Below are 23,293 nucleotides of genomic sequence, written 5' to 3'. Positions count from 1 at the left end.
GTTGGGATGAATGAGAATTATGTACAGTCATATGTCATAATCTATTCCGGGAATATTTTTGGTTGATCAAATTACGTTAGCCGGTTTAATCGTTGATCGAATTCTTTTCGAAGGTGTGGTCGGGTATATTCCAAATAGGCACGTGCAGTTTGAATCACAAACAGAAGATTCTATTTTCTGGCATGGGTGTTTGTAGGGCAGAATGCATGTTGGAGGAGATGCTTTTCTTCTTGAGTAGAAACATTTGTTAGGATTGCTACTGGGAATCATTCGTCCTAAAGTGAGGAAGTAAAATATATTACTCTCTTTTTTCAGCATCTAATCGCCGACGAAATACCAAAGCCGAGACAGCAAATACAATAAACGATGCTGCTGAAGCAGCGGTAACCATCTTCAACACATTGCCTATTGGAGAGTTAAACAACAGAGCAACTGAGATGATTAAAACAGCACCAGTTGAACCCATCCCCAAAACCGAGATCGCTAATATCTTGTTCATCAAATCACCTCACAGGTATATATGGTACAGTAAGTGGAAGCATTGAAGTACGTGCGTCTGACGTGCCATTCGGCTAAAGTTCCTTTAATAATCCATTTAGTAAGGGTTACGTCTCAAAAAAGCAGACTTCCAAGATAATTATTGGGAGTCTGCTTGATGAGAATTAACTCTTATGTGGATAAATTGTGCTTCCAAATTCGACATAACCAGCTGGCCTATGGTTTGGCCAGCCGGTTGCATTATAAGAGAAACATGAGTTTAATCAACCAACATACTATTTTTGAATTGCAACTGCACCTCGAATTTATTTTCCGGAGCTAATAAGAAGAGAGTCCTTATTTTCTTGTATTTCTTTTTCCATATTCTTGAATATGATACCATCACAACTTTTTCATAAATTATTCCGGTTCCGGTCTGTTCAAAATTTACTGAGACTGTCTCTTGAAACTTATCATCTAATAGCTGATCTAAGATTCGTTGGTGAGTCTTCATGCGGTACGTTTTTTTTGTTTTTCGAGATCCCTTTTCGAGTGCTTCTATAAGTTCTAAAACAATTGATTTAAGTTCGTGACGATCTACTGTACCTTCTGGGAGATTCATGTGAAGAGTTTTCATAAATCGGTTCATTATCACATAGGTGGTGATTTTCTTATAGACAAGTCGATCGGCTACGCTTACAACGAATAATAAGAATGAAAGTATCACTAAATCAGCAGCAGCATTAACATTAAATCGCAGAAGAACAATAAAGCTACATAAACATAATGTGATCCATAAAGCCCAGACATACTTTGCTTTAACAGCAAATCTAATAGTATCATTGCATAACTTAAATAAAACTAATTTGATCATAATAACTTCTCCTCTTCTATAATATAGATTCATTATAGAATTTTTAAAAATTGAGATGTGCCAAAAATGGTTCTATACTGTTTGAGTCAACATCTGGATTCGTTGAAAGAATAAAAGATTAGGAATACATGGTCTGATCTTGAGACTGTTTGCTCTGTATCCCTGTTTTCAAGGGATTACGTCATATGGTTGCTGTCATAACATAATTCATAACTTGAGTTTCCTAGGCCGTTGTGGACCTTCGCTACTAGAATAAAAAAGCCGCTAAACTTAAGCGACTCCAGATGTTGCTATCTTCTAAAAACAAATACACCTAGATTAACTAGCTACCCCAACCGTGACCACACATTAATATAGCTCCTTTATGGTATCTCTACGTTCCTGTAGCTGTTTATGTACTTCAGTAATCACAGTTGAACGTATAAGTGCCTTTAATTCTATTAAATCAATAGTGACTTCTGGTTCAGGGGGAGTGTGCATAGTGGACTCGCCCTTACCTAAAATAAGCCAATCCAGAGTAACATTGAAATGCTCACATAAAGCGATAGCCATATCAAGGGAAGGTCTATGTCGATCTTTCTCTATATTGGAGATTGAGGCGCTCGTGGTGCTTTTATATTCTGTTATGACATTGCTACCCTGCTCTCGAATGGGTATACGCATAACTTAGCTAAACCGTCCATGCTTAGCTTTTGGCTGCTGCGGAGCATGCGAACTCGATCACCAATTTTGTCCAAACTGGAAGCCCTCCTTGATTATCACGTAATTAACTTTCAATGTAATAGCGTTCGTATTATAAGTCAACAAAAAAGAGACTGATTAATTCAGTCTCCTCTGGAGAGGCTCTGGGCTAGCAGGTAAACTCACTAATGAAACCATACGAAAGATTTTTTAGATCAAGTGACCTGCTGCAGCTTATTATTATCTAATTTGGGAGTAGAATCATAATTTTCTTCTTTCCATTCATAAACCCACTTGTCCAATTCAACTATATGTGACTTCTTCTCCACCCTTGCCAGGTGAATCCCCTCGACCGTGGTATCAATAAATATCCCCTGATCCAATGCTCCGACAAAGTCTTTTGCTTCAATTACATACCTTTTGTATTCAGCATTACATAAATCGTAATCTCCAATACAAATTAAACCCATTTCATTGTCGTAAACTAACCAAAGTCCTTCTTTGTCCATCCAACTATCCCCTAATCTGTTTAAGTATCTTTCACGGTTTATATTTCCTCCATGGACTTATTATGCATTCGACAGAACGTTACGTAGCACAGACGGGAGTCCAGCATGGCTGAAGAGTTCCATATTCATAATATCTTTATCATATCCACACCATGTTTCCCAATTGATAAAAATATCGATTTCACATATATCTGGATCATATTCAGTAATCTCTACGGGGTTGTCATACAACATGAGAACTATGTCCATAACCTCGTCTTCCGACATTCCATAATGCGGGTCAATGTCAGAAGCTTGCAACTGAATGTAAGCAATTAAAATTTCCATGACCTGTGGTTCAATAGATGAATTCATTATGCATATGGTGTCATCAATGCCGTAGGTGTGTGTCAATATATATGCATATAGGGTGTGTGAGTTAAGTTTCTTCTTCTGCAACACCTCTTGTAATCTATTTTCTCTGGTATCTATACGTCTCTCATCTCGTTCTGACTGATCCGAACGTTGAGAGGGTTCATTTAGTGCCGCCACTGCTTTCCAATCTTCAAGAGTGAAATTTCGTCCTATTACCATTCGTTCAAGTGAGAAAATACCTTCTCTATTCAAGATATTATCTTGGAGAGATATATTATCGTCGTGCTTAACCGAGGAAAGGGTGTTTCTATTTAGCTCAATCTCTCCTTCAACTAAAGCTGCAAAAGGAACGCCGCTTTGAAAAGCAGTATAAACTTGAATGTCCACCAATTGTAGTTGAATACAGTATGGACCCTGAAGATAAACCAATCTCTCTCCGATAGTTTGTTGGAAAATGGATTGAATACTAACTAATTCACTGGAGATAGCAATTCCAGACTGGGGTTTATATACACCGAAAACGATGTGAAACTCGTCCTTTTTGTGAGGAGCGATCTCAATCAAACTATTGGAACGTTGAAGGTATTCAATTTCGGAAACATGCACCAAGTGCTTGCTGCCATCGCGATCAATTACTGCGTATTCCATGCGAACTCTCCTTTGATATATAAAACAATTAAGTTTGACCTTCATAGTCATACCTGGTAGCTGCACCATACATGCCTGTATGCAAATGTTAATTACCACCGATGAAGATTTAATTATTTCTCAGGTACTACAATAAAGGGCCGAGCATTGAGGATTATTTCTGAATTCGTATTTACTGGTTTTTGGCCATCCCCTGGATCTTTACGTGCTCTGAGTTGTTCTTGTACGTTTCTAATAGCCCGCTGAAGCTGACGTATTTCTTCTTGCAGTTCCACAGGTACATCCGTATATTCCAGGACTGTTATTCCCCATGATACTTGATGAGAAGCATTTCCGAGATGCACTAACGATTGAAAAATATAGTCATCCTGCTTACCGAGTTGCTGGAAATCTTCATAGTTTGGTTGATGAGCTGCGTAGCTACCAAATGGCTTGTCTGAATTTAAATCATTCATTTATTATTCTCCTTGATGAGCCTGTCAAACGAATGACGGGCTCCATAGTATTTAAATATTGTAGGGCAATGGTGTTCAGATACTGATAAGATAGCAGCTAATCAGTCCTCTGTGTACCATTCATCATCTTTTCGTAACTCTCTAACCGATTCATGTTGAGATTCACCGCCACACTCCGGACAGTTTTCCCAGCAGATGAGGAGGCTGTCTACCCACTTATTGTTACAATTAATGCATATCCAGGGCATAATTTTAGTTATGTCCTTTCCTGCTGTTGTACAATTGTTTTCTCCACCTACATCCAATTCACCGCCTGCAGTCATCGATTTGACCTTCAGCAAAATTTGCTCAGTTTTTTCATGCAGTTCCTTCACTAATCCATCAAAATACTTAAAATTGATAACCCATCGACCATCTTGATCTGATTGACGTGGGAATTTGAACATAGTTCTCTCTTCAATCTTCATGTGCTGCTGACTTACCTCAACATCTGGTGAATTTTTCCGCTCATACTCGTTCCAAACAATCACATGGTGCGAATTCTCCGGCTCGTTCTCGGTACTCACAAAAGATTGCTTTTCAATTCTGGCAAGTACGATGCGTCCCTCTCCTTCAGATCCATGAGAAGAAAACTCGTTCTTCACTGCCTCAACTTTCCCCTCATACTCTTCAGAAGCCTTGTTGTATTCCGCCACACACATTAGGCCTTCCTGGTTGTCCCACACCATCCATAAATCAAATGTATTCTTAGTCAACTCTACTGGCTTAAATTCGTTCTCCCAATCTTGAGGGTGTGATGCCTCCAGTAGTGTCATATAAGCAGCCGTTGCCCGCTGTAAAGGAGTAGCGTCTAACAACCAAGCGATACCTTCCGGCGCCATATGACCTTCCACACTGTAGAATATGTTCGCCTCCATCAGGTTGGATAAATTTGTTACATAACTCTCAGCGTTTACTTGAAGGGCCTTACTTTGAATTTTCAGTGAAGCGGAGCATTTATAGGTGTAGCAGGGTTCATCATATTCATCCATACCTTCAAATGAAGTCAAATCGGCAAGCGCTGCGTTTAGCTGTTTATCCGGCATGGTGTTTATATTCATGGTAATTCTTCCTCTCCTAAACCTTGAAAGTTTGGGCTGTGATGCGTAGGTCCAATTAACTCTTCGATCGTTTTGACAACAAATCTGGCTTAAGTCTGTAGTGCCTCTTCCCGCTGATTAACATACATTCGCACCATTCCGATTCATAATTTGATAGCGCAGCAGCAAGACTGTTTTTTGGCGATGAATAATGCGTACTGCACCTCTCCAGTAGATCCGGCAGTGACACCCATCCATCCTGGCATCTTAAGTTAGCACGTTCATGATCATAGCGGTCATGCATCCGTTCAAGAAATTCCCTGACCCTGAGTATGGTAGTGCGATATGCGGTAACGTGACCGCCTTTGTTGCTTCCTGCATCCGGTGAGTGGGTCAAGTGATACTCCGTTAGAGCTTCGCGTAGAATTGGCTTTATTTTGCGGTTTAGCTTTGCTCTAATGACGTTGTGTACCTTTTCCTCTGACACATATAAAAGACCTATCCCATACATTTTCATAATCTCAAGCGCAAGCTCTGGCACAAAGTTACTTATGAGCTGACCGTGCACGTATCTTACCGGAGCAGGGACAGCAGCGTAAACAAGGTTGGCGTGCTCCCTCCAACCTACACACTGGTCCAGTAAGACGAGAGAAAGTGATGTTTTAAGTTCAACTACCGTATCAACTGGGCCATGTAGCCCAAGCAAGTCGGCCCTGCGGAGTGTTCCCCTCTTAGGCTGAACCTCTGAGAAAACAGAATTACCTCCATATTCAAGCCAGGATTTCACTGGCAAGAACAGTTCAGTCTCTTTCATTCTCCACCACACCTTCCTGTTATAGTGACTGTGTTTTCATTGAAGGAATTAATTCTCTCGCGGCCAAGAGTTCATCTACCCTCACCTTGAAGTCTTCTGCAGCAGCATCGTGATGATTAGCGGTATCTTCAACTTCAGGGAATAACCGATATGTAAGGTCATTAATAAGGTCAAATCTTGTAAGTCCTTCTCGCCGGTAGGCCTTTATAATATTTTTGTATTTGTAGATTTCCTCAATACCTGCCGCTAACCAGATCTCCAGAAGCGTCCGTTCCAGCTCTATCGTTGATTTTCGTAAAAGAGCTTTCTTTGCTTCTTCAAGTTCCAATCTGAGTCGATTAGCTTCTGCTTGTGCGTCAAGCATTTCGCATAGATTTTCACCACGTTTAGATTTATAATCTCTCAGTTCTTGAATAGCTTTGTCCCTATCCATTTCTGCATTGGTCAGATCCGTATGTCCATGAATTGAAACTTGGGAGTTTGATGCATCCTCAGTTAATTTTTTATTCTTAACAATGACTTGTTCCAAGGTTAGGAGTATTTTCTCTAATCCGCTATTTGGACGAACTAGCATATTCTCAATACCGCTACCTGGACAGATTGTAATTGCAGTACTCGTGTCTTCAGATCGCCCTGGATAGTTAAATAGTAATTGATCGCCTGCCGTCCAGAGTATCTGCCCATCATCGATTAAGTCGAATACTTTATAACTCTGGTTATCTAAATTCACACTCATCTTCAAAACCCTCTTCCTGGAATTTTTATTGTTGTAATTAAGTCGTACTAAATTACAATTTGTTTGCGGTTAACCTGTCAGATACATCAATGTCCCAGTGATGCAATTCTCCAAGAATGAGTCGCTGCTGTACGTCTGTCATTCGATCCAGTTTAATAAGTAGCCATGTCACTTGTTCATTTGTTGGTTTATTCTGACCGAGCACATGACATCCAGAATTCCCCTGTTTGTCCACCCATGGTAGGCATCCAAACTTTATGAAATTTGGTACCTTGTTAGTGTCACCTTCAAAAAGCTCTACTTTGTATTGCTCCACAAGTCTCACTGCCAGGTCTTTATGCTCCTGATAAGCACACTCATGAAATACACCATCTGGTGCGAGAAATCCGGAAAGCCCGTTATAGTCTCTTGGGCCACGTCTGACTCTATTGGCTTTCACTGCTACTGAATTTGCTTTCTCTCGAATTTTCGTTAAAACTAACTTGTCATCATTACTGACAGGTGCGTCATGATAGTCTAATAAACTGATTATCCAACTTGCTTCTTTAGTCGATAGATATACTTGTTGTCCCATACGAGCGTCACTCCTTTATAAATTAATGACTCATTGTAAGTTACAGTTGCTTCCCCATGGTCTTTGCTGTTTGCCGGATCTAGAGTCAATTCTGCATCCGGTCTAATTCATGAGCCCCTATTCCAACGTGTTTCCCAGTTTATTAGGATCATCGTAGAGGTACACCGGCCCTTCCCAGTAATACTCGCACCGTTCACATTCCCGTTCCACGTACCAACAGCCTAATGACTGATCAAAAGTCCACACCTGCTGTTTGTCACTACACGAACAATCTGTGACAATTATACGGGGAGGGGGAGGCTTACTATAAACCTGAGGAGTATTGAGTGCTTCGATAATAGGTGCCTTTTCTGACATAGCTTTTCTGCGTTTCTTTTTCCAAAACCACATTTTTTTCACCTCATAAATTTTGATAATGGTGCAACTGCCCGAAGTAATCCGAGTAAGAAGATGCTATACAGGGTTTTGATGCTTCTTCATAGGGTTTGCGCACAACGCCTCCGGCTGCAAAACAGGAGATATTTGGGGTGAGTCCTTTACCAATAAATTTGGAATCTCCCGGTGTAGAATGTAATAACTAGAATGATTACTGTAAGACCGATACATGCTCCTTCCACAACCCCTCCCCAGCGTGAACCGGTACTCATGAGGTTAAACTTTAAACGGTACTTAAATGGTGGAAGTGGGCGTATCCCCCGGTTCGTGAGGGAATCTGCTAACAGATGTAGAGCATAGGATAAGCTGCCCCCAATCCATATAGCACTGCTTACTTCATGTGAAGCAAAATATAAGATGGCTGCCCAGATACCAAGTCCGTAGATGGTGTGGGTGAGTCCCCGGTGTGGAAGAAAGACACAAACCACAAGTAAAGCACCAATAATGTAATTCCAAGGGGCAATACCTTGGCCAACTACGATCAAACTTGTACCGATCCCCACCATGCACATGTTCCGGAGTGTGCGGAGGGGGAGAAAGGAGAACAGTCCAACTGCGATCGCTATTCCTATATTCCACGGCCAAGGCATGACACCGGAAAAGAAGACGACTGCACCGGTTGCAATGAGTAAGAGCTGCAGAAGACGTATGAGCCCCTTTGGTAGTGTTCTTGAGACTATTAAAGAGTTGGGTTCGTCAATATCCGGTAATAGAGCACTTATCCCCGTTATGAGTATTGCCGGAATAGTAATAGGCTGATTGAAGATAGCTAGCGCGGACATTGTTAATCCTGTGCTAATGACAAAATGGGATCGTCCCATCATTTGAGTTGCCCCCTTAACAAGGTAGAATATGTACCAAATCGGACACGTTACGCGAATACTTGCATGTTGGCAAAGTCTTAATTATCATCTTTCCGTACCTTTTGGTGTACATACGATTATCCAGGATGATGACAGCCCCTTGGCACTGCATGGATCGATTCAAACGTCCGAATCCTTGTTGCAGTTTGACCATCATCTTGGGAAACATATAATCGAAGAAACTGCTACGCTCTGCCTTTTCTATCACAGCAAGCTGTGCTTGGATTAAAGGTTCATTGGGCATAGGAAAAGGTAGCTTTACAATGACAACGGTCGTCAAAGCATCTCCTGGTACGTCTACGCCTGTCCAAAAGCTAGAACATCCTAGCACCACTGTCCGAGGTTCCGTCTTCAGCTGCTTAATAATGAACTCTCGATCGCAACCAGGATACTGAATCAACAGATTCAACCCACTCTCGACACAGAAACTTTCTATGGATTTCGCGACTTGGTTCATGGTTTCAAAGCTTGTGAACAAAACTAGCATGCGGCCACCGGTATACATCAGGATCTCTTCTAACTTTTCACCGAGGTACGTGTTGTAGTTAGAGCTGTTCGCATCTGGTGCGTCGTCCGGACAGATAATCATCGTTTTATTCTTATAGTCGAAAGGGCTGTCAACGATAATGCTACTGTAGTCATAACCTTTAGCCCCAACACGACCAGCGTAGAATGCGAATGTTTTACCATTGGATGTGATCGTAGACATCGTGGCACTGGCAAGAACAACAGTCACTTTATCGAATAAACCTTTAGACAAGACAGCTTTTGGATAGAGCGGAGCTGCATGGAGTATAAGCTGGCCTCTGCTCTCAATCGTGGCCCAGTATGCCCATGATTTCCTTTCATTTGAGCTAATGAAGTCTAAGTCATCGTTCGATTCAAACATGCGCTCTAATACGTCTGAAACGCCTTTTAAGCGATAAGATTTAACCTTCTCGATAAAAGCACCGAGTGTGCTAACGACTTCCGATACCTCAATGCCCTGGTTCAACAGTTTAAATGCGATCTGTTTACCATCCTCGTTCTTCATGTGATCGAGTACTACTTGGTACACATCATCAATCTGTCTTTGAAAAGTTTGCCGCAGCTCATTCAGTTCCATCTGTTGATCCAATCCGAGTGAATTTACTGAGTTGCGTTTATATAGGTTTTCAAATAAGTTTTCGAAGTGTTCTACACTGACTTCTTTCTCGAAAACTTTGCAGCATACATCCTCAATTTCATGAGCTTCATCAAAAATGACTGCATCATAGGGCGGTAAAGAGCCATTTCCGCCGGTTTTCTTTCTCATTTTCAAATCATTAAAGAAATATGCGAAATTGGTTACGATGATATGGGCTTTTTGCATCTGTCCTTTGAGTACTTCAAGCATGCAATTGTCTGGTTTGGAGGTGGCAGGACACCTGGATGCACTAATTTGCCGCCAAAGTTTGTCCTCGACATCAAACCCAAGCTCGGTACGTTCTCCAATTCCATCGCCGCTCATACGGGAATGTATTTTTTGGATGACTTTTGCATCCTCATCCGCACTTAAAAGTTTTTCTTGCCACAGCTTTTCTACCTTTGTATGACAGAGGTAGTGATCCTTACCTTTTACCAATTGATACTTGAGTTTCATGTCTTCCATTTCTAAGATGCTTGCTACTCGGGGGAGTTCAACATTAACGATTTGTGTCATGAGGGGAATTGTGTGGGTACAAACGATGACTGTTTTTTTGTTTTGAATGGCCCAGCGTGCAGCGGGTGTTAAATAACCCAATGATTTACCGGTTCCCGTTCCTGCTTCACAAAGCAAATGTTCACTTTTCTCAAGTGCATGTCCTACTTTCGTAGAGATCATGATTTGCGGAGCCCTGGGCGTATAACCATTTATCATTTTAGACAGATGCCCATCTGCCCCAAATGCGCGTTGAATGAAATCGTCCATTTTTCATCATCCTATCATATATATTAATATACTAATATATTAACAAATTAGAAGCGGAAAGTAATCCTTTCCACTGGAATTGTTGCTGTTTATGCTTCAAATTTTCTCAAAGTATCCTTATTAATCTTACGCTTCAGGTGGTCTGGTATATGTTCAAAGCAATAGGTCATTTTCTCGCGGTTTAAGTTAGGGACCTGACTCAGTAGTTCCCATTCATCTGCAGTGAGCACTTTATTACATACTAAGCATGTACGATTAAATGCTTCTTTTGAAAGTACGACTGTGGTTTGATTGCTAGGATTCATATGTTCCAATAAGTGCTGCAGAGCAGGATTACCAGCCCAATCGTTCTTTTTGTATGGAGCCAGATCGCGCCAACCCATTTGATAAGTATCTAAGGCGGTAAGATAGGCTTCGTTCACAGCCTGGTCTACAGCAGTAGTGATATTTTTTGGATCTGCAGAAGGATCGCCTGGAATGACGGCAAAGCCATATCCGTCTCTGTAGTGTATGTCAATTTCCACACGCACAATAGATTTTACATAGCGAAAAGGAACATTTATTTCAAGTTCTTTGATTTCTAAGTTCCACCGGCTTTCAGTTGCTGACTCCACCCGATCGGTGTACACCTGGTTCGGTATATATGGTCTATTGTTATCACTGCGAAACTGAACTGTACCATTGGCAAAAGTACGTTTCAGCTCGGCTACTATTTCTTTGTAATCTCTTTCCAATGGTATTCGTCCCTTCACTCATACTTTTTCAATGTGGACTCAAACGCCTTATAAACGCGTAATGCTAATGAGACCCGGTCTGGAAGATCTCGCTGAAGCTGTTTAAAATATTCAATACCAGACTCCGTGATTTCGTAATAGCGGTAATAACGGTTCTCGCTTTCCCAATAACTATGAGCATGGCCTTTTTCAGCAAGCTTCTTAAGCCTTTGGGTGAGGTAGGAGTCGTTTACTCCCACTCCCTTCAATGTTTTGGTAATGACTTGATCGAGTTCTTTACCGAATCGCCGTCCGGATTGTAACTCGGCCAGAACTAAAAAGTCGATAACTTGCTGTACTTTGACCACATGCCCTAAGGATGACTGTTTATCAATTTTGGTTGTATCTTTGCGCATGCAGGTTTGCCTCCTTTGTTTTATTGAACGAGTTTTTTGAAGATCAACTTCATGAACTTATCTGATTTCTTTTCAGGAAACTGGTCAGTGAATTCTTTAAGAATGGTAGTAAAGTCTTCAGAATCTCGTGCTAGCCAGTGTAAATACTGTTTGATGGTAATCTGCCAGATCGTGTTCTGAGCCACATAAATGGGCTTTTTTTGGTAGTGCAAAACAAACATTAAGCTAACTAGATTGAGCAAAGCAAAAATCGCTATGAAACCAGCTGAACCAAATTCAAAAAACAAATTATTTAGAACTGCAGTACAAACTAAAGATCCAATGGTTGCAACGATGGTAGAGGTTGTGATGTAAAAGTCAATGATCTTATGAAGTTTTTCTGTCTTGGCCAGTTGTTCCATGCCGTAGTAGCTAAACAAGACCAGGTTCTTAAATTCAATTTGGTTCGAATCTGTCAGACCACTCATGTACTCAGTGAGTTCAGCCTTACCTGGATTCCGTTCTAAAAATTCAAGATATGTTCTGAGTTTGAGAGACACATTCAGGTCTCCTTCCGGTTTGAGTTATGAGCATTAACGTAACTGGGGATGCTTGGCAGTATACACTGCACCACCCTGGTGATACTTCTCCAATTTAATGACCATATCATAGTACTTTTGTCTTCTAAAAAAGCTTGGACCGAAGGTATCTCTGTAGATCACATGATTTGTTGCTAGGGTACCTGTGCAACGCATAGAAGTAAGCATCTCCGTGATCAAGTCGAATTCTGCACCTACATCATCTACTACAAAAAAGTCTGGAGCTTGGATGCTACCTATTTTTAATTCATCACTCGCTGCTTGATCGAAATCTACATTAATTGCTCCGGCAACCCGATGAGCATCCCAAGGGTGGATGTGTCTCTCATTAATTGTTGCATTAGTCCCATTTCGATAAAGGTAACCAAAATGAAGCTCCGGATCAGTAAGTGATATCAAATCCTTCAGCAGGGAGGTCTTTCCGCTGCCTACTGGCCCGGTAAGGAGGATATTCTTATGTTCTTCAATATGTTCTACGATTAACGCTACAGATGCTGACTCAAAGTTCCACTGGGCAAGACGTGCAAGGTTTGAAACCGGTTCAATTTTCAATATGTACACCCCTTATAAAGTTGTTTGAAGAATTGGGTAACTCAAGTATACCACAAACTTACGTGATTACAACTTACGTGTTAACACGTAAGTTGATTCCGCCTTTGCATCATTCCCCTCTATATTCGTATCTCCCCTCTCCCTTTAAACCCAACTGTTCTCTGTATCTAGGTTCGAACTCAGAAACAGAACAGCAAAATTAGTTACTGTATCCGTATCTATTCTTTTGCTAAGTACGTATCTATATCAGATCAGGAATTCTGATTCTATATACGAACAAAGTAACAATTTTCGATAGAATGGGGGCGCGGCTGGATCGCGAAAACCGGGTCACAAAGGGAAAACCGATCTGGAAAATAATGTAACTTTGTTCATGATACAGATTATCTACCTTAAGGGAAACTAAATCCGCGCAAATGGTCCCCGTATGAAGAGACAAGGTACTAGTGGAGTGAATCTGAAATGAACGTCCCAAGGTGCAGCAACGAACGTACGTAAACATATAATGATTCAGATGTCGTAACAGGAACCTCGCTGTCATGTAGCCGAAGAGACACATTAGAAAAAAATGATGCGTGTAAACACGTAAGATTAAAACACGCAAGTGTGCCTCTCTCCTGCTGCTCCTCATGGAAAAATAGAAAACTACTTACTGGTCTATTGTAATGACCCCGTCCGGATACCTATGAAATTCTTCTATAAGGACCGAAAGCCATAGTACAGCGATCCGGTAAGTGCTCGCTGTACTTAAGAGATTGAACTTCCTGTGTCGCTGAGATTCAGCAAGCAACTTTTTTAATCCGAGTTTAAGTGTTGGAAACACCTCTATCGAGATTTTTCCATCCGATTCACAAAGAACCTCATATACTCCGGCTTCTTTCCACATTCGATTTAGATTATGCCTGGTATCCTTATCACCCTCATTCTTTCCATCTTCAACGGTTAACCGAATATCCAAGCTCATCTCGTTCCTCTTTTCTCGTTGATCACATCACTCATCTTATTTCATAATTCTATTAGATGAACCATTTTACTTACAATAATAGTAAAATGGTACATGGTTCGATGTTCCCTTGCTTGCTTAAATGGTCGGACTTGTCACCTCTACCTATGATCTTGCGCTCTTTTTGACCTTTAGAAATGAAATAATTCCATATTTCACTACCAAATAGAATACTAGCAGTGTAAACAGCCATACTATGGTAGTAATCTCGATCAATTACCTGCCTCCCTTATGCAAATAGATCAGATTATTTAATAATATAACGAAAAAGCACTAATTCCAATATATTAATTAATATATTGGAATTAGTGCTCAATTGTGAGTTTCATTCTATGGATAGCAAAAAAGCCGCAGATATGCGGCTTCCAAAGACTTCTTGAATCATACTTCTGAAGGGATTACACTAACTCCAAAAAGTTCCTCCCAGCAAGTTGAAAATTGAAGACCAAAACGTATACCTGGATTCTCTCGATGGAATCGATCCTGAATAGTATCATGCCAATTACTAATCACTTTAGCCAAGTTATTTAAAATAGTCTCAGCATCGCGGATTGATGGGTGCTCTTCATCCACATACCATCCATCATCCCATTTGGTCAGTCCTTGCCCTTCTAAATTCGAAAGAATACCGTTAGTGTATTGATCTCCAGTAAAAGGTTTATTGTTATACGTATAATAAAGTGTGCTACAAACTGTTTTATTTAGTGATTTCATAGACTCTATAACCTTCTCAACAGCTTCCGAGAAGGTATCCCATTCATCCATCTTCTCATCATCCATGACTTTTACTTCATTAGCATCTTTCATTTCACGAAGACGCTTATTCTCAGCACGCAGCTCAGTCAACTCATCTTCCACTTGTTCGTATGCTTCTTCCGCTGACTGCTTTTGTTTTCTTAATTCTCTTACCAATGATACGGTAACAATCTCTCTAGTACTCATTTCTTCAATAAATGGTTCAAGAGTGTCAGTCTGGAAGTCTTCCGCACGCTTTAAGAACCGAGTCATATTTGTATTTTGACCAATTCCTCTTTCTGTAAAAGCATCCCATAGCTTTGTGAGCCCCTCCCGATTACCCAAGGATATCGTTTGAATAACTGATCTGTATGGGGTTTCATCTAAAGCCCTATAAGTGAGGGGTGGTACAATTAATGGTACGAGGTTAGCTTGATTGACCCAAGCAGCACCAAGCTCACAAATACAGAATTTACTTTGAAAGTAACTTGGTGTGAAAATAGGCATGATCAAATCTGCTCCTTGCATCCCTTCCCGAATTTGCTCGACCCAATTCCCACCTATCTTAAGCTCCTCATCCGAGGTGTTAAAAAAATTTTCACGAGTGAGGTTGAATTGATTCTGAAATAAATCCATCAACGTATTAACGAATTTCCAATCTGCTGAAGCATGACTTATAAAAATTTTGCTCATTCTCTATCGTCCTCACTATTTTAAATTAATTTACTCTCTATATTAAATACCAAATTCTATATTTTGACAATTGAACAGATATATAAATGCTTTGACTGACGAAGTGTTCTATCATGAAAAATACATATACATTTAGCATGTGATAAAATATATAACTTAAATACGTCTTAGTAGTAAAAATGATGGAAACCACTAGGATCTCCATCATTTATTTAATCAACTCAATTCCAATTGTAACTGGGAATTATTTTGAACAGCTAAAAATGTAAAAGCCTCTTTAGCCCGGTGGTGGTAAAAGTCTTCGATTACCAGAGGTCTCTTATTATGAAGTAACCGTTGCTCTGAAGCCTTGTTTATCTCTTGCATTATCTTCGTAAGCATTCCGCGAATTCCATCTTGCTCCGTTTCCATTCCTTCTTTGATACACTGATCGTGGAAAACAATATATCTTCCAATGCGGTCATTTAACATTCGGATGGAGGTTTGTATGTCATCATCATCTTCCGGATCAAACACTCTTAGGGCATCAGCATAATTTTCTTCAATAGCCCTAATGATGTATCCAGATATATTACTCACTTCCATGTTACGCTTTTTTTCGTACACATATTTGATGTTTGCCCGTATGTGTTCTTCGCCATGTTTAGAAAGCAATTCTTTAGCGAGTTTCTTTTTAATTTCAAACCTGGCTAGAAGCTCAAGCGTATCTTCCTTATCAATGTATTCATCATCATTAAGGCTAGCCCGTTCTCCTTTATGGTTAGGGAAGATATGGAATATGATTCCTATCACCTTTGCACCACTCTTAATCTCTTCAAAAGTAAATCGTATATCTGTTTTGGCTTCGAGTTCCACCTGAGATGAAAGAAGTATCCGGTTTTTGAGATGGCTATACTTTACATACTTCCCTTCTTCCAGTTCAAGTTTGTCCCGCAACTGTTCCATGGTGAATTTACGCTTTTGCAGAGGCAGGTACTGTTTAAGTAGCTTGTACAATTTAGAGGAGTAGAAACTCTTCAAATAGAGTACATTCCATAACTTGAATTTAGTGAAGTTCTGATGGAGTTGCAGTAAATAAGGCCGCAGCATCTCAGAAAACTCCAGCTCAATCATACCCTTACCATGATAATATCGTGCAGCAGCAAGCCAGTGTGCCGATAAGGTGGAATTCATACTTCGTTCCTCTATTACTACTTTCTTGTCCTGGAGACTATCGATGATCTCCCGAACCCGTTTATAGAAGTTTTTCTCAGTTAAGCCCAGCTTCTCAGCAATATCCTTCACTCGGAAATGATGTGTCTTGAAACTCGTATCTTCCGGATGAATCCGTGAGGCTAAAATATATATCAATCGTTCTTCATGTAAAGTTAAATTTGTCCGTGCCTCAATCAATGCATTGGACTCGGAGACAATGTAGTGGTCTGAGATCGTATCAAGTTCAAATTCAAATTCTAACTGGTTATCCTCACCCATGTTATTATCCTCACTATATCTTTGATAATTAGATTGTATGGTAGTATCAGTGTATTAGCCACTCCTTTTCTTGTGGCCTTTCTGTACTCATAAAAGAGGGGATAATACCTCAAATGCCACACAAAAAGGAGTTTTTCCTTGAAGAAAAGACCCGAACAACACCGATTTTGAACAAAGGCCACAAAAAAGGGAGTTATTTTCGTTAAAATTGTGGATAACTCGCAATGATACTCCTTTGTATGTGGCCTTTTGCACTACATTTCTCCTAAGGCCACATATAAAGGAGTTATATTAGAAAATATCCACACATCTTGCTTTATCTCTTATGCTAAGGAAACTACCTTGCCGTTATCATCTTTTTAGAAACAAACTGCCACACCAAAAGGAGTGAAGTGTGTATCAAAGCTGAATAAATTACCTTATGAGGCGATTTTTTTAACTTAAAGTGCCACACAAAGAGGAGTATAGAGTTGCTTTATCCCCAACATTTGCTAATCTTTTAATACCCTACTCCCGTTAATGTGGCCTTGCTTATCCCTTACGTGTGGCCTTTGACTCCCTTTGGTGTGGCTTCTTAGGAATTGTATGTGTGGCCTTTAACTCCTATATCTGTGGCCCTTTACTCCCTTACATGTGGCATTAAGGGTCCTTCAAGCCAGTCGTGGCCTTACTCTATCAATCTCTTAAACAAGCAAAACATTAAAAATAAAAACTAAAATAATAAAAATATATATCTAAAGAAGAATAGATTCCGATAAAGTCCTAAGTCACCCTTTTCGTGTGGCCTTTCATACAAATATCACTCTTACCTCATGAAATACAGCTACATCCTTCAGTAGTTTATGCTTCAACACATAGGCTTAGAATCATTTCCACGCACTTTCTAATCAACATTAGATGCCTTGTGGCCGATAAAAAATTTTCTCATTCAGGTCATTTGTAGCTGTTTTTAAACCATACGATCCATCACTCACCTCAATAATTCGAAGGTATACAGAATGAACAGCATCTTTCCAATCATTATTATCAACAAGTAACTCTATCTTATTTTCAAGTTTATTAAGCGCTTCACCAACATTTTTAGCTTGTCCTGCTGGAATCCACGATCCTTTATTATCTAAATACCATTCAAGCTCAACTGCTTCAATATCTCCACCACCTGTAATATCACGTAATTGATCAACATAATCTGCAGGGCCAATCATCGCCCACACGTCTCCCCCATAACGAGCTCTCCACACTTCTAACGTCCACCCATGTGAGACTAACTGATTAATAGAAGTAATATTCATACCTATCTCCTTCATGAATTAATTTTGGAACCATAGCTACAAAGATATTGCAGCATACCTTTCTTGATCCAACCACATCTCTTGAAAAACGTCTGACCAATATTCAGCAATAGCATTATCATGAATCACAACCAGGACCTCATCATTATATTTTGTGGCAGCTGCTGAATAGTTAAACGAACCCGTAGTAGCAACCGAACGATCCGCGATCGTTGTTTTATGATGCATCAAACCACTATGTGTATTTTCCTTTACCTCTATACCTTCATCTAAAAGCTGATGTATTCTTTTAGCTTGTGCTTCACCTTCTGATTGAGAGCGATCTGTAATAACTCGAACTTTTACCCCACGTTGATGAGCATTAATTATTGAATTCGTAATGTTTCTTTCAGTCAAACTATAGATTGAGATATCTAAAGTATCTTGTGCATCATCAATCACCTGGATAAGAAGTTTTTCCGGATGCTGATCTTTCTGAGTAAAAGCATATTCAATGTTAGAGGACTGAATACTCACCGATTGCTCTGGATCTGAAAAAGAAGAAGTAAACATCGTACTTACTCGATCAAATGAATCAGTTGAGGAGCAACCTGCACTTAGAAAAAATAATAATCCCAAAGCAAGAACACCTTTTGAACGGATAAACATATTAGACATCCCCTAATCTCTTTTTCTCTCTGAAAATGCTTGTTCTGCCCATTCTTGAAGAGTAAGTCCGTGCTTCAACTTAAAACCATCAAGTTCTTTGCCGGCATCATAGACCAACAACTCCTCGTCAGCAGCTTCATCTATAGTCTTACCATCAGATGTGAAGCCATAATTAAAATCATTAGGTACAGCATGCAATAAACGCACATAATCACCAGATTTAGTACAAGCAGCTCCGATGGCTGTGTTGTTTGTTTCTGCTAATGATACCGGTCCATATATTGCACAGTGGGTCATATCTGCATTTAATTTGTCGCATAGATTGCAAGTTGGATAAATTTTCTGTTTTGTACTCATAATTCTCGTTCCCCCTGATTCAAGTTATATTTTTATCATATAACGGTTTTTCATTTTCTCCAAACAATATATTAATTAACTAATTAATATATGATAAAAAATCTAATTGCTTTGTACATCGAAAAAGTAGAAGACGAACAACCACTAGGATTGTTCGTCTTCTACTTTAAATCTATACCTCTATCAATTTACGTCCAGTGTGTTTATATTTTTCTCTTAAAACATTACGACTAATATCAATTCCCAATTTCGATGCAATTCTTTCAATTGTTTCCCACCCCCGCTGATCCGGTGCATTATCGAGATAGTTTGTTAATGGTGTTCTATAGATTTCTCCAGCAACTCTATTATCTAAACCATCTTTACTAAATCGATAATTCACCATAGATGGATCAATTGAACATTCATTTAAATCATGTCCAGCATACACTCGTGAATGTCGCTTCTCATCCAACGTCAATTGAATAGCAATATCAAAAGGTGCCCCATCTATCTCAATCCAAGAATGATCAAAATAACCTAAGCCAGGCACCTCAACTTCTCCAATACATACTTCACATTCAACGTTTTGCTCTTGCAGTAGTACATACATCACGCTCGATGTGATATGGCAAGATCCAGGATTAGGGTTACGTCTAAAATCCTCATTTATTGCTACATATGTATCACAAATTACTTTTTTCTGAGGATGTTCAAATGGAATATTTAAAATTTCTTTGTTATATACCTCATCATTGCCGTGGCACTTCTTATACTTCTTTCCACTTGAACATAAACAAATATCATTTCTCCCTAGCATTTAGAATCTCTCCTTCAAAATAAAATACGAACAAATATATTATACTTTCTACAAACAATACTTCATATAACAATTTGTAAACAGCTCTAATTAATGAATTGAAATAAAAAATCCCCCACCCTATTAGAAAATGGGAGGGGATCTGAGCAACCACTAATGCTTACAAAATAAAAGCGATTTGACCTTCAGATACGTTATAGATTTTCTTTCTTTTCGTCTTCCCTTTCTTTCCTTCGATAACAACTGACGGAGTCCATTCATCTGTACCGGCTCTCACCTGTACAGGCATATTCGTCAGATTAAACGCCCATCTACGGAATGCTGTATCATCCCCTCTTATGGCAGATGGATCCCATACCAGTTCCATATCACCAACGAGTGACGCTCTTGAGTACGACAGCCCCTCTACTCCACGTAAAACATGCTGTGAAACAAATTCAATTTGTTTCGTGAAACGAGGAACAAGATCATTTGGAATATGGTCATTAGCCCAGCTCAATATAGCATCCTCAAGCGTTTTTCCGTGATAGCAATTGCTGACAGGAAACAATTCGCAGATAATACTTTCTTCAGTTGCTGCTTCAACAACTTCACCGACAGTGGGCGACTCAATTTGAGTCGCAAATTGAGTTGCATCTATGGTCATCTTTCCCCAAATAGATTCTGCACTCTCTACACCATCTATTTTATTTCCAATGAAACGTTTAGCCAACTCATTAGCCAAACTACCACCACCAGAACTATCCGTCAATGCGGATAAACCATCCTCACTAAACTGTCCTTCAAGGGCTAAGGCTGCGTTCATTTTAGTTGCCATTAGATTAATGGCAAGTTCCTGCATAGACCCTTTGTACCCACTGTAGACAGTCTCACAAGCGTTTTTCTGACCAATGCGCCAATGTCTTCCACTTGCTTGACGAACAATCGTCAAACGATGACCAGTCTGATAGAAAAACAGTGAAGGGAAGCCAAGTAGATCCAGCCCCGTACTCACAAGTATCGGGTTCGTCAACAAGACTTGTATCCCTTCCCTTTCCTTTTGTGCAATCCATTCTTCTCGCTCCGGACCCTCAACATTAGACTCAAGAACTGCTGTCTTAATGTTTTGCTCCTCCAGCAGCAACTGTAATCGCTGTAGAGTACCCAATTTTCCGGTATACGTTGCATAGATACCTACCTTACGGCCCGCTCTAATCCGTGACTTTACAAATTTAAGCAATTGCTGCTCTTTTGGATAGATTACCCGGTCACTTAAACGATACATTGGTGAAACGATCTCTTCACCTGTGTCCGGATGATAAACACCTTTGAAGTTAAAAGGAACATCGGGATAAGACAGTAATGTATTCACCAAACTCCCTAACAAAACTGATTGTCCCACCGCCAGTTCCTTCTCAACCGCGCTTCTCAGTTTGTTCGAGATTATATCTAGGTTATTCTGAAGATACCAGGACGGAGCCACTAGCCGCATCCCTTTTTTTAGACGTCGTCTGCTACCTGGTCTTTTATGAATCTTAGTGACGTTATTTACAAAACGTCTTTCACCTTCCATGTCCACAAACATAGGCCCCTGATCAAGTGTAGGCAGAACCTCAAACATATCAGACATCTGAATAAAGCATGATACATCACTTAAGATATCTGTATAGAGCTGAGGAGCTGCTGCAGGCAGTTCTTTCGTGCTCACCTTCACCGATGAGCCATTACTTGAACTATTCAACTCTACATTTTTCTTGATCTTCGTCGTTTTTTCCCTAACACCATAAAGATCAATCCACTTACCGACGTCACCCCACATAAAGCCCATATGCTTCATCCGATTAGGATACATTCGGAAGATCAGTTCGAACAAGTTACTCGCGTAACCATTCATCAGAGTACCGGTCATAGCGACTGTATTTTTGGCACAACCCATAAGCACATGAAATGCATGGGCTTGAGCACTCCCACCAGTGAGTTCGTGGCACTCATCTCCGATTGTTAAATCAAATTTACGTTTGAAATAGCGCTTGAACAGATCTGCAGGCGAAACCTTTCGGGGTGCTGCCCCAGACACTTTAACGCGTTCTCCAGCAATGTTCATTTTGTTTTTATTCTTTGCCGACCACAGACGTGCACCACACTCGCGGTACTCATCTTTATCTGGATCTGCATTCTTGTATAATCTAAGCTGATTTGAACATGAGAGATTATACTTCCGACGTGCAGGTTTACCATGTTTATTATAAAAATCATCGTACTCCAGAGGGACGGCATCCCCCTCTTCCTTTTTCATCAATTGCCCGCCACAATCAGGACAAACCCATCCTTTGAAACTGGTCTTCATGAAAGATTCCTTTTGCTCTCCATGACCAACATGTTTCTCATATGTACGGTCAACCCACTTCGCTACAGGTTCATACATGTAACCGAGTTTGCACGTATCTCTGGCAATGATATAAACTTCCATTTTGGTTGGGGGCGAATTCATGATCCCGCTGTCCCGCAGTTGAATCACATCCTGATAACTCTTTAGATAACGAGCTTCATACAAGTCCTTATCCAATAAAATAGAGATTTCTCGCTTCGTTTTCTTTAGCAGATGATTTGGAACCATGTAAATGACTCTACCTGTCCCCTTCAACATCTCGCGTATAAGTGAAAAAAAAGTAGAAATGGATATAGCAGTTTTGCCGGTACCCATGCCTCCTATTAAAAAGAGCCTTTTGTGCTTCTGGAACCCTTTAATTAAAGCTGTGACCACATGGGCTTGAGCATTAAATAAAGGCCGTTTAATCTCTTCGAGGACCTCTAAGGGACTATCTGTACCAGGATGATGAACAGGGATATACTCACTATTTAGGCGCTTGATCAAATCAGGACCAAACATGTGCAAATAGTCACTTATACTCTGAATGTCACCTAAGGTCTCAAGTGGACGATCTTCTAGGACTGCAATCTGATTTTCTGTTTGCATTATATGGCCTCCTGTTCAATCTCCGTCAATGTGATCTTTCCGTTCTGTAATCCGCGGGTAACATATTCATCTAATACATCCTCGTTAGCGATTAGATCGTACACTACCAATTCGGAATAATTCCCATCAAAATCATACACCGTGAGTGGAACAAAACGTTTGTCCTCGATCAACATGTCCATGAGATACGCTGTCCATTCTCTCAGCAGTGGAGTCTCATAGTAGCTATCCATCGCCCAAAACAATTTCTCTTCTATATTCCCGTCCCATGCAAAGATGATATATCCATCTTGTTGTCGCTGTAGGGCGTTTTCACTAACAACAACCCCGGATACTAAGGTCTCATCTTCACGCTGTGACTGATGTTTATACTTTCCTGCAGGGCGGACAGAAAACGATGATTTATCATAATTCTTTTCTCCGATTCCTGGTGCATGCATCAACATAAAGTACACGTCACTTGCTTTTCTTGCGGAATGAAACTGGGCAAATACAGCCTGTACCCTGGAATCAATATCAATGACATTGGCATACACTAGTTCATCCCGAAGTTTCTTCTCTTTTTCAAAGACTTCACGAGTTACAATGAGTGATGTGTGTACTTTTACATAGATATCCTTATGTCGAAACTCCATAAATTTCATTTATA

The 23,293-nt window shown here is 40.1% G+C and carries 25 protein-coding genes; all 25 read right to left on the bottom strand.

Features of this window, described 5'->3' with window-relative positions; translation table 11 throughout:
• Positions 1-298: 298 nt before the first annotated feature.
• The 25 genes from ACE04G_RS16950 to ACE04G_RS16830 all read right to left on the bottom strand — a co-directional run bounded on the left by ACE04G_RS16950 (position 299) and on the right by ACE04G_RS16830 (position 23,288).
• The gene (locus ACE04G_RS16950; protein ID WP_449005026.1) at positions 299-499 is read right to left on the bottom strand and encodes a hypothetical protein; all 201 of its coding nucleotides are present in this window, start codon (positions 497-499) and stop codon (positions 299-301) included.
• A 258-nt stretch (positions 500-757) separates the two neighbouring features.
• Positions 758-1,351 (bottom strand): hypothetical protein, encoded by a 594-nt coding sequence (locus ACE04G_RS16945; protein ID WP_449005027.1) that lies wholly within the window; start codon positions 1,349-1,351, stop codon positions 758-760.
• A gap of 348 nt (positions 1,352-1,699) precedes the next feature.
• A complete protein-coding gene (locus tag ACE04G_RS16940) occupies positions 1,700-2,014 on the bottom strand; it encodes a helix-turn-helix domain-containing protein (RefSeq protein WP_449005028.1) in 315 nt (104 codons plus the stop codon).
• Positions 2,015-2,247: 233 nt separating this feature from the next.
• Positions 2,248-2,541, bottom strand: a complete 294-nt coding sequence (locus ACE04G_RS16935) for a hypothetical protein (protein WP_449005029.1) — start codon at positions 2,539-2,541, stop codon at positions 2,248-2,250.
• Between the two features lie 60 nt (positions 2,542-2,601).
• Positions 2,602-3,543 (bottom strand): hypothetical protein, encoded by a 942-nt coding sequence (locus ACE04G_RS16930; protein WP_449005030.1) that lies wholly within the window; start codon positions 3,541-3,543, stop codon positions 2,602-2,604.
• A gap of 113 nt (positions 3,544-3,656) precedes the next feature.
• The gene (locus ACE04G_RS16925; RefSeq protein WP_449005031.1) at positions 3,657-3,998 is read right to left on the bottom strand and encodes a hypothetical protein; all 342 of its coding nucleotides are present in this window, start codon (positions 3,996-3,998) and stop codon (positions 3,657-3,659) included.
• Positions 3,999-4,099: 101 nt separating this feature from the next.
• Complete coding sequence (locus tag ACE04G_RS16920; protein WP_449005032.1) at positions 4,100-5,098, bottom strand: hypothetical protein; 999 nt, start codon at positions 5,096-5,098, stop codon at positions 4,100-4,102.
• A 55-nt stretch (positions 5,099-5,153) separates the two neighbouring features.
• A complete protein-coding gene (locus ACE04G_RS16915) occupies positions 5,154-5,891 on the bottom strand; it encodes a hypothetical protein (RefSeq protein WP_449005033.1) in 738 nt (245 codons plus the stop codon).
• Between the two features lie 19 nt (positions 5,892-5,910).
• The gene (locus ACE04G_RS16910) at positions 5,911-6,627 is read right to left on the bottom strand and encodes a hypothetical protein (protein WP_449005034.1); all 717 of its coding nucleotides are present in this window, start codon (positions 6,625-6,627) and stop codon (positions 5,911-5,913) included.
• A gap of 52 nt (positions 6,628-6,679) precedes the next feature.
• Positions 6,680-7,201: a hypothetical protein gene (locus ACE04G_RS16905; RefSeq protein ID WP_449005035.1), complete on the bottom strand. Its 522-nt coding sequence runs from the start codon at positions 7,199-7,201 to the stop codon at positions 6,680-6,682.
• 536 nt (positions 7,202-7,737) lie between these two features.
• Complete coding sequence (locus ACE04G_RS16900) at positions 7,738-8,460, bottom strand: metal-dependent hydrolase (protein WP_449005036.1); 723 nt, start codon at positions 8,458-8,460, stop codon at positions 7,738-7,740.
• A 13-nt stretch (positions 8,461-8,473) separates the two neighbouring features.
• Positions 8,474-10,429 (bottom strand): ATP-dependent DNA helicase, encoded by a 1,956-nt coding sequence (locus ACE04G_RS16895; RefSeq protein ID WP_449005037.1) that lies wholly within the window; start codon positions 10,427-10,429, stop codon positions 8,474-8,476.
• 89 nt (positions 10,430-10,518) lie between these two features.
• Positions 10,519-11,163, bottom strand: coding sequence for a hypothetical protein (locus ACE04G_RS16890; RefSeq protein WP_449005038.1), 645 nt, complete (start codon positions 11,161-11,163; stop codon positions 10,519-10,521).
• 14 nt (positions 11,164-11,177) lie between these two features.
• The gene (locus ACE04G_RS16885; protein WP_024634259.1) at positions 11,178-11,558 is read right to left on the bottom strand and encodes a PadR family transcriptional regulator; all 381 of its coding nucleotides are present in this window, start codon (positions 11,556-11,558) and stop codon (positions 11,178-11,180) included.
• A 20-nt stretch (positions 11,559-11,578) separates the two neighbouring features.
• Positions 11,579-12,097 (bottom strand): hypothetical protein, encoded by a 519-nt coding sequence (locus tag ACE04G_RS16880; RefSeq protein ID WP_449005039.1) that lies wholly within the window; start codon positions 12,095-12,097, stop codon positions 11,579-11,581.
• 33 nt (positions 12,098-12,130) lie between these two features.
• A complete protein-coding gene (locus ACE04G_RS16875; protein WP_449005040.1) occupies positions 12,131-12,688 on the bottom strand; it encodes a hypothetical protein in 558 nt (185 codons plus the stop codon).
• 649 nt (positions 12,689-13,337) lie between these two features.
• Entirely contained in the window at positions 13,338-13,652 is a 315-nt protein-coding gene (locus ACE04G_RS16870; RefSeq protein WP_449005041.1) for a hypothetical protein, read from the bottom strand.
• A gap of 420 nt (positions 13,653-14,072) precedes the next feature.
• Positions 14,073-15,119 carry a TIR domain-containing protein gene (locus tag ACE04G_RS16865; protein WP_449005042.1) on the bottom strand — a complete coding sequence of 349 codons (1,047 nt, stop codon included), beginning with the start codon at positions 15,117-15,119 and terminating at the stop codon, positions 14,073-14,075.
• Between the two features lie 216 nt (positions 15,120-15,335).
• Positions 15,336-16,592: a replication initiation protein gene (locus tag ACE04G_RS16860; RefSeq protein WP_449005043.1), complete on the bottom strand. Its 1,257-nt coding sequence runs from the start codon at positions 16,590-16,592 to the stop codon at positions 15,336-15,338.
• Between the two features lie 893 nt (positions 16,593-17,485).
• Positions 17,486-17,884, bottom strand: coding sequence for a hypothetical protein (locus ACE04G_RS16855; RefSeq protein WP_449005044.1), 399 nt, complete (start codon positions 17,882-17,884; stop codon positions 17,486-17,488).
• A gap of 36 nt (positions 17,885-17,920) precedes the next feature.
• Positions 17,921-18,532, bottom strand: a complete 612-nt coding sequence (locus ACE04G_RS16850) for a phospholipase D-like domain-containing protein (protein ID WP_449005045.1) — start codon at positions 18,530-18,532, stop codon at positions 17,921-17,923.
• Positions 18,533-18,544: 12 nt separating this feature from the next.
• Entirely contained in the window at positions 18,545-18,889 is a 345-nt protein-coding gene (locus tag ACE04G_RS16845; protein WP_105410463.1) for a pepsin/retropepsin-like aspartic protease family protein, read from the bottom strand.
• Between the two features lie 172 nt (positions 18,890-19,061).
• The gene (locus ACE04G_RS16840) at positions 19,062-19,688 is read right to left on the bottom strand and encodes a YecA family protein (protein ID WP_449005046.1); all 627 of its coding nucleotides are present in this window, start codon (positions 19,686-19,688) and stop codon (positions 19,062-19,064) included.
• A 160-nt stretch (positions 19,689-19,848) separates the two neighbouring features.
• Positions 19,849-22,644, bottom strand: coding sequence for a DEAD/DEAH box helicase (locus ACE04G_RS16835; RefSeq protein WP_449005047.1), 2,796 nt, complete (start codon positions 22,642-22,644; stop codon positions 19,849-19,851).
• Positions 22,644-23,288, bottom strand: a complete 645-nt coding sequence (locus tag ACE04G_RS16830; protein ID WP_443146661.1) for a hypothetical protein — start codon at positions 23,286-23,288, stop codon at positions 22,644-22,646. Before ACE04G_RS16830 ends, ACE04G_RS16835 begins: the two co-directional genes overlap by 1 nt.
• Positions 23,289-23,293: the final 5 nt, after the last annotated feature.

This window comes from Paenibacillus sp. AGC31 (assembly GCF_057334655.1).
The sequence above is the reverse complement of the archived record's forward strand: the minus strand, read 5'-3'. Positions and strand labels throughout refer to the sequence as shown.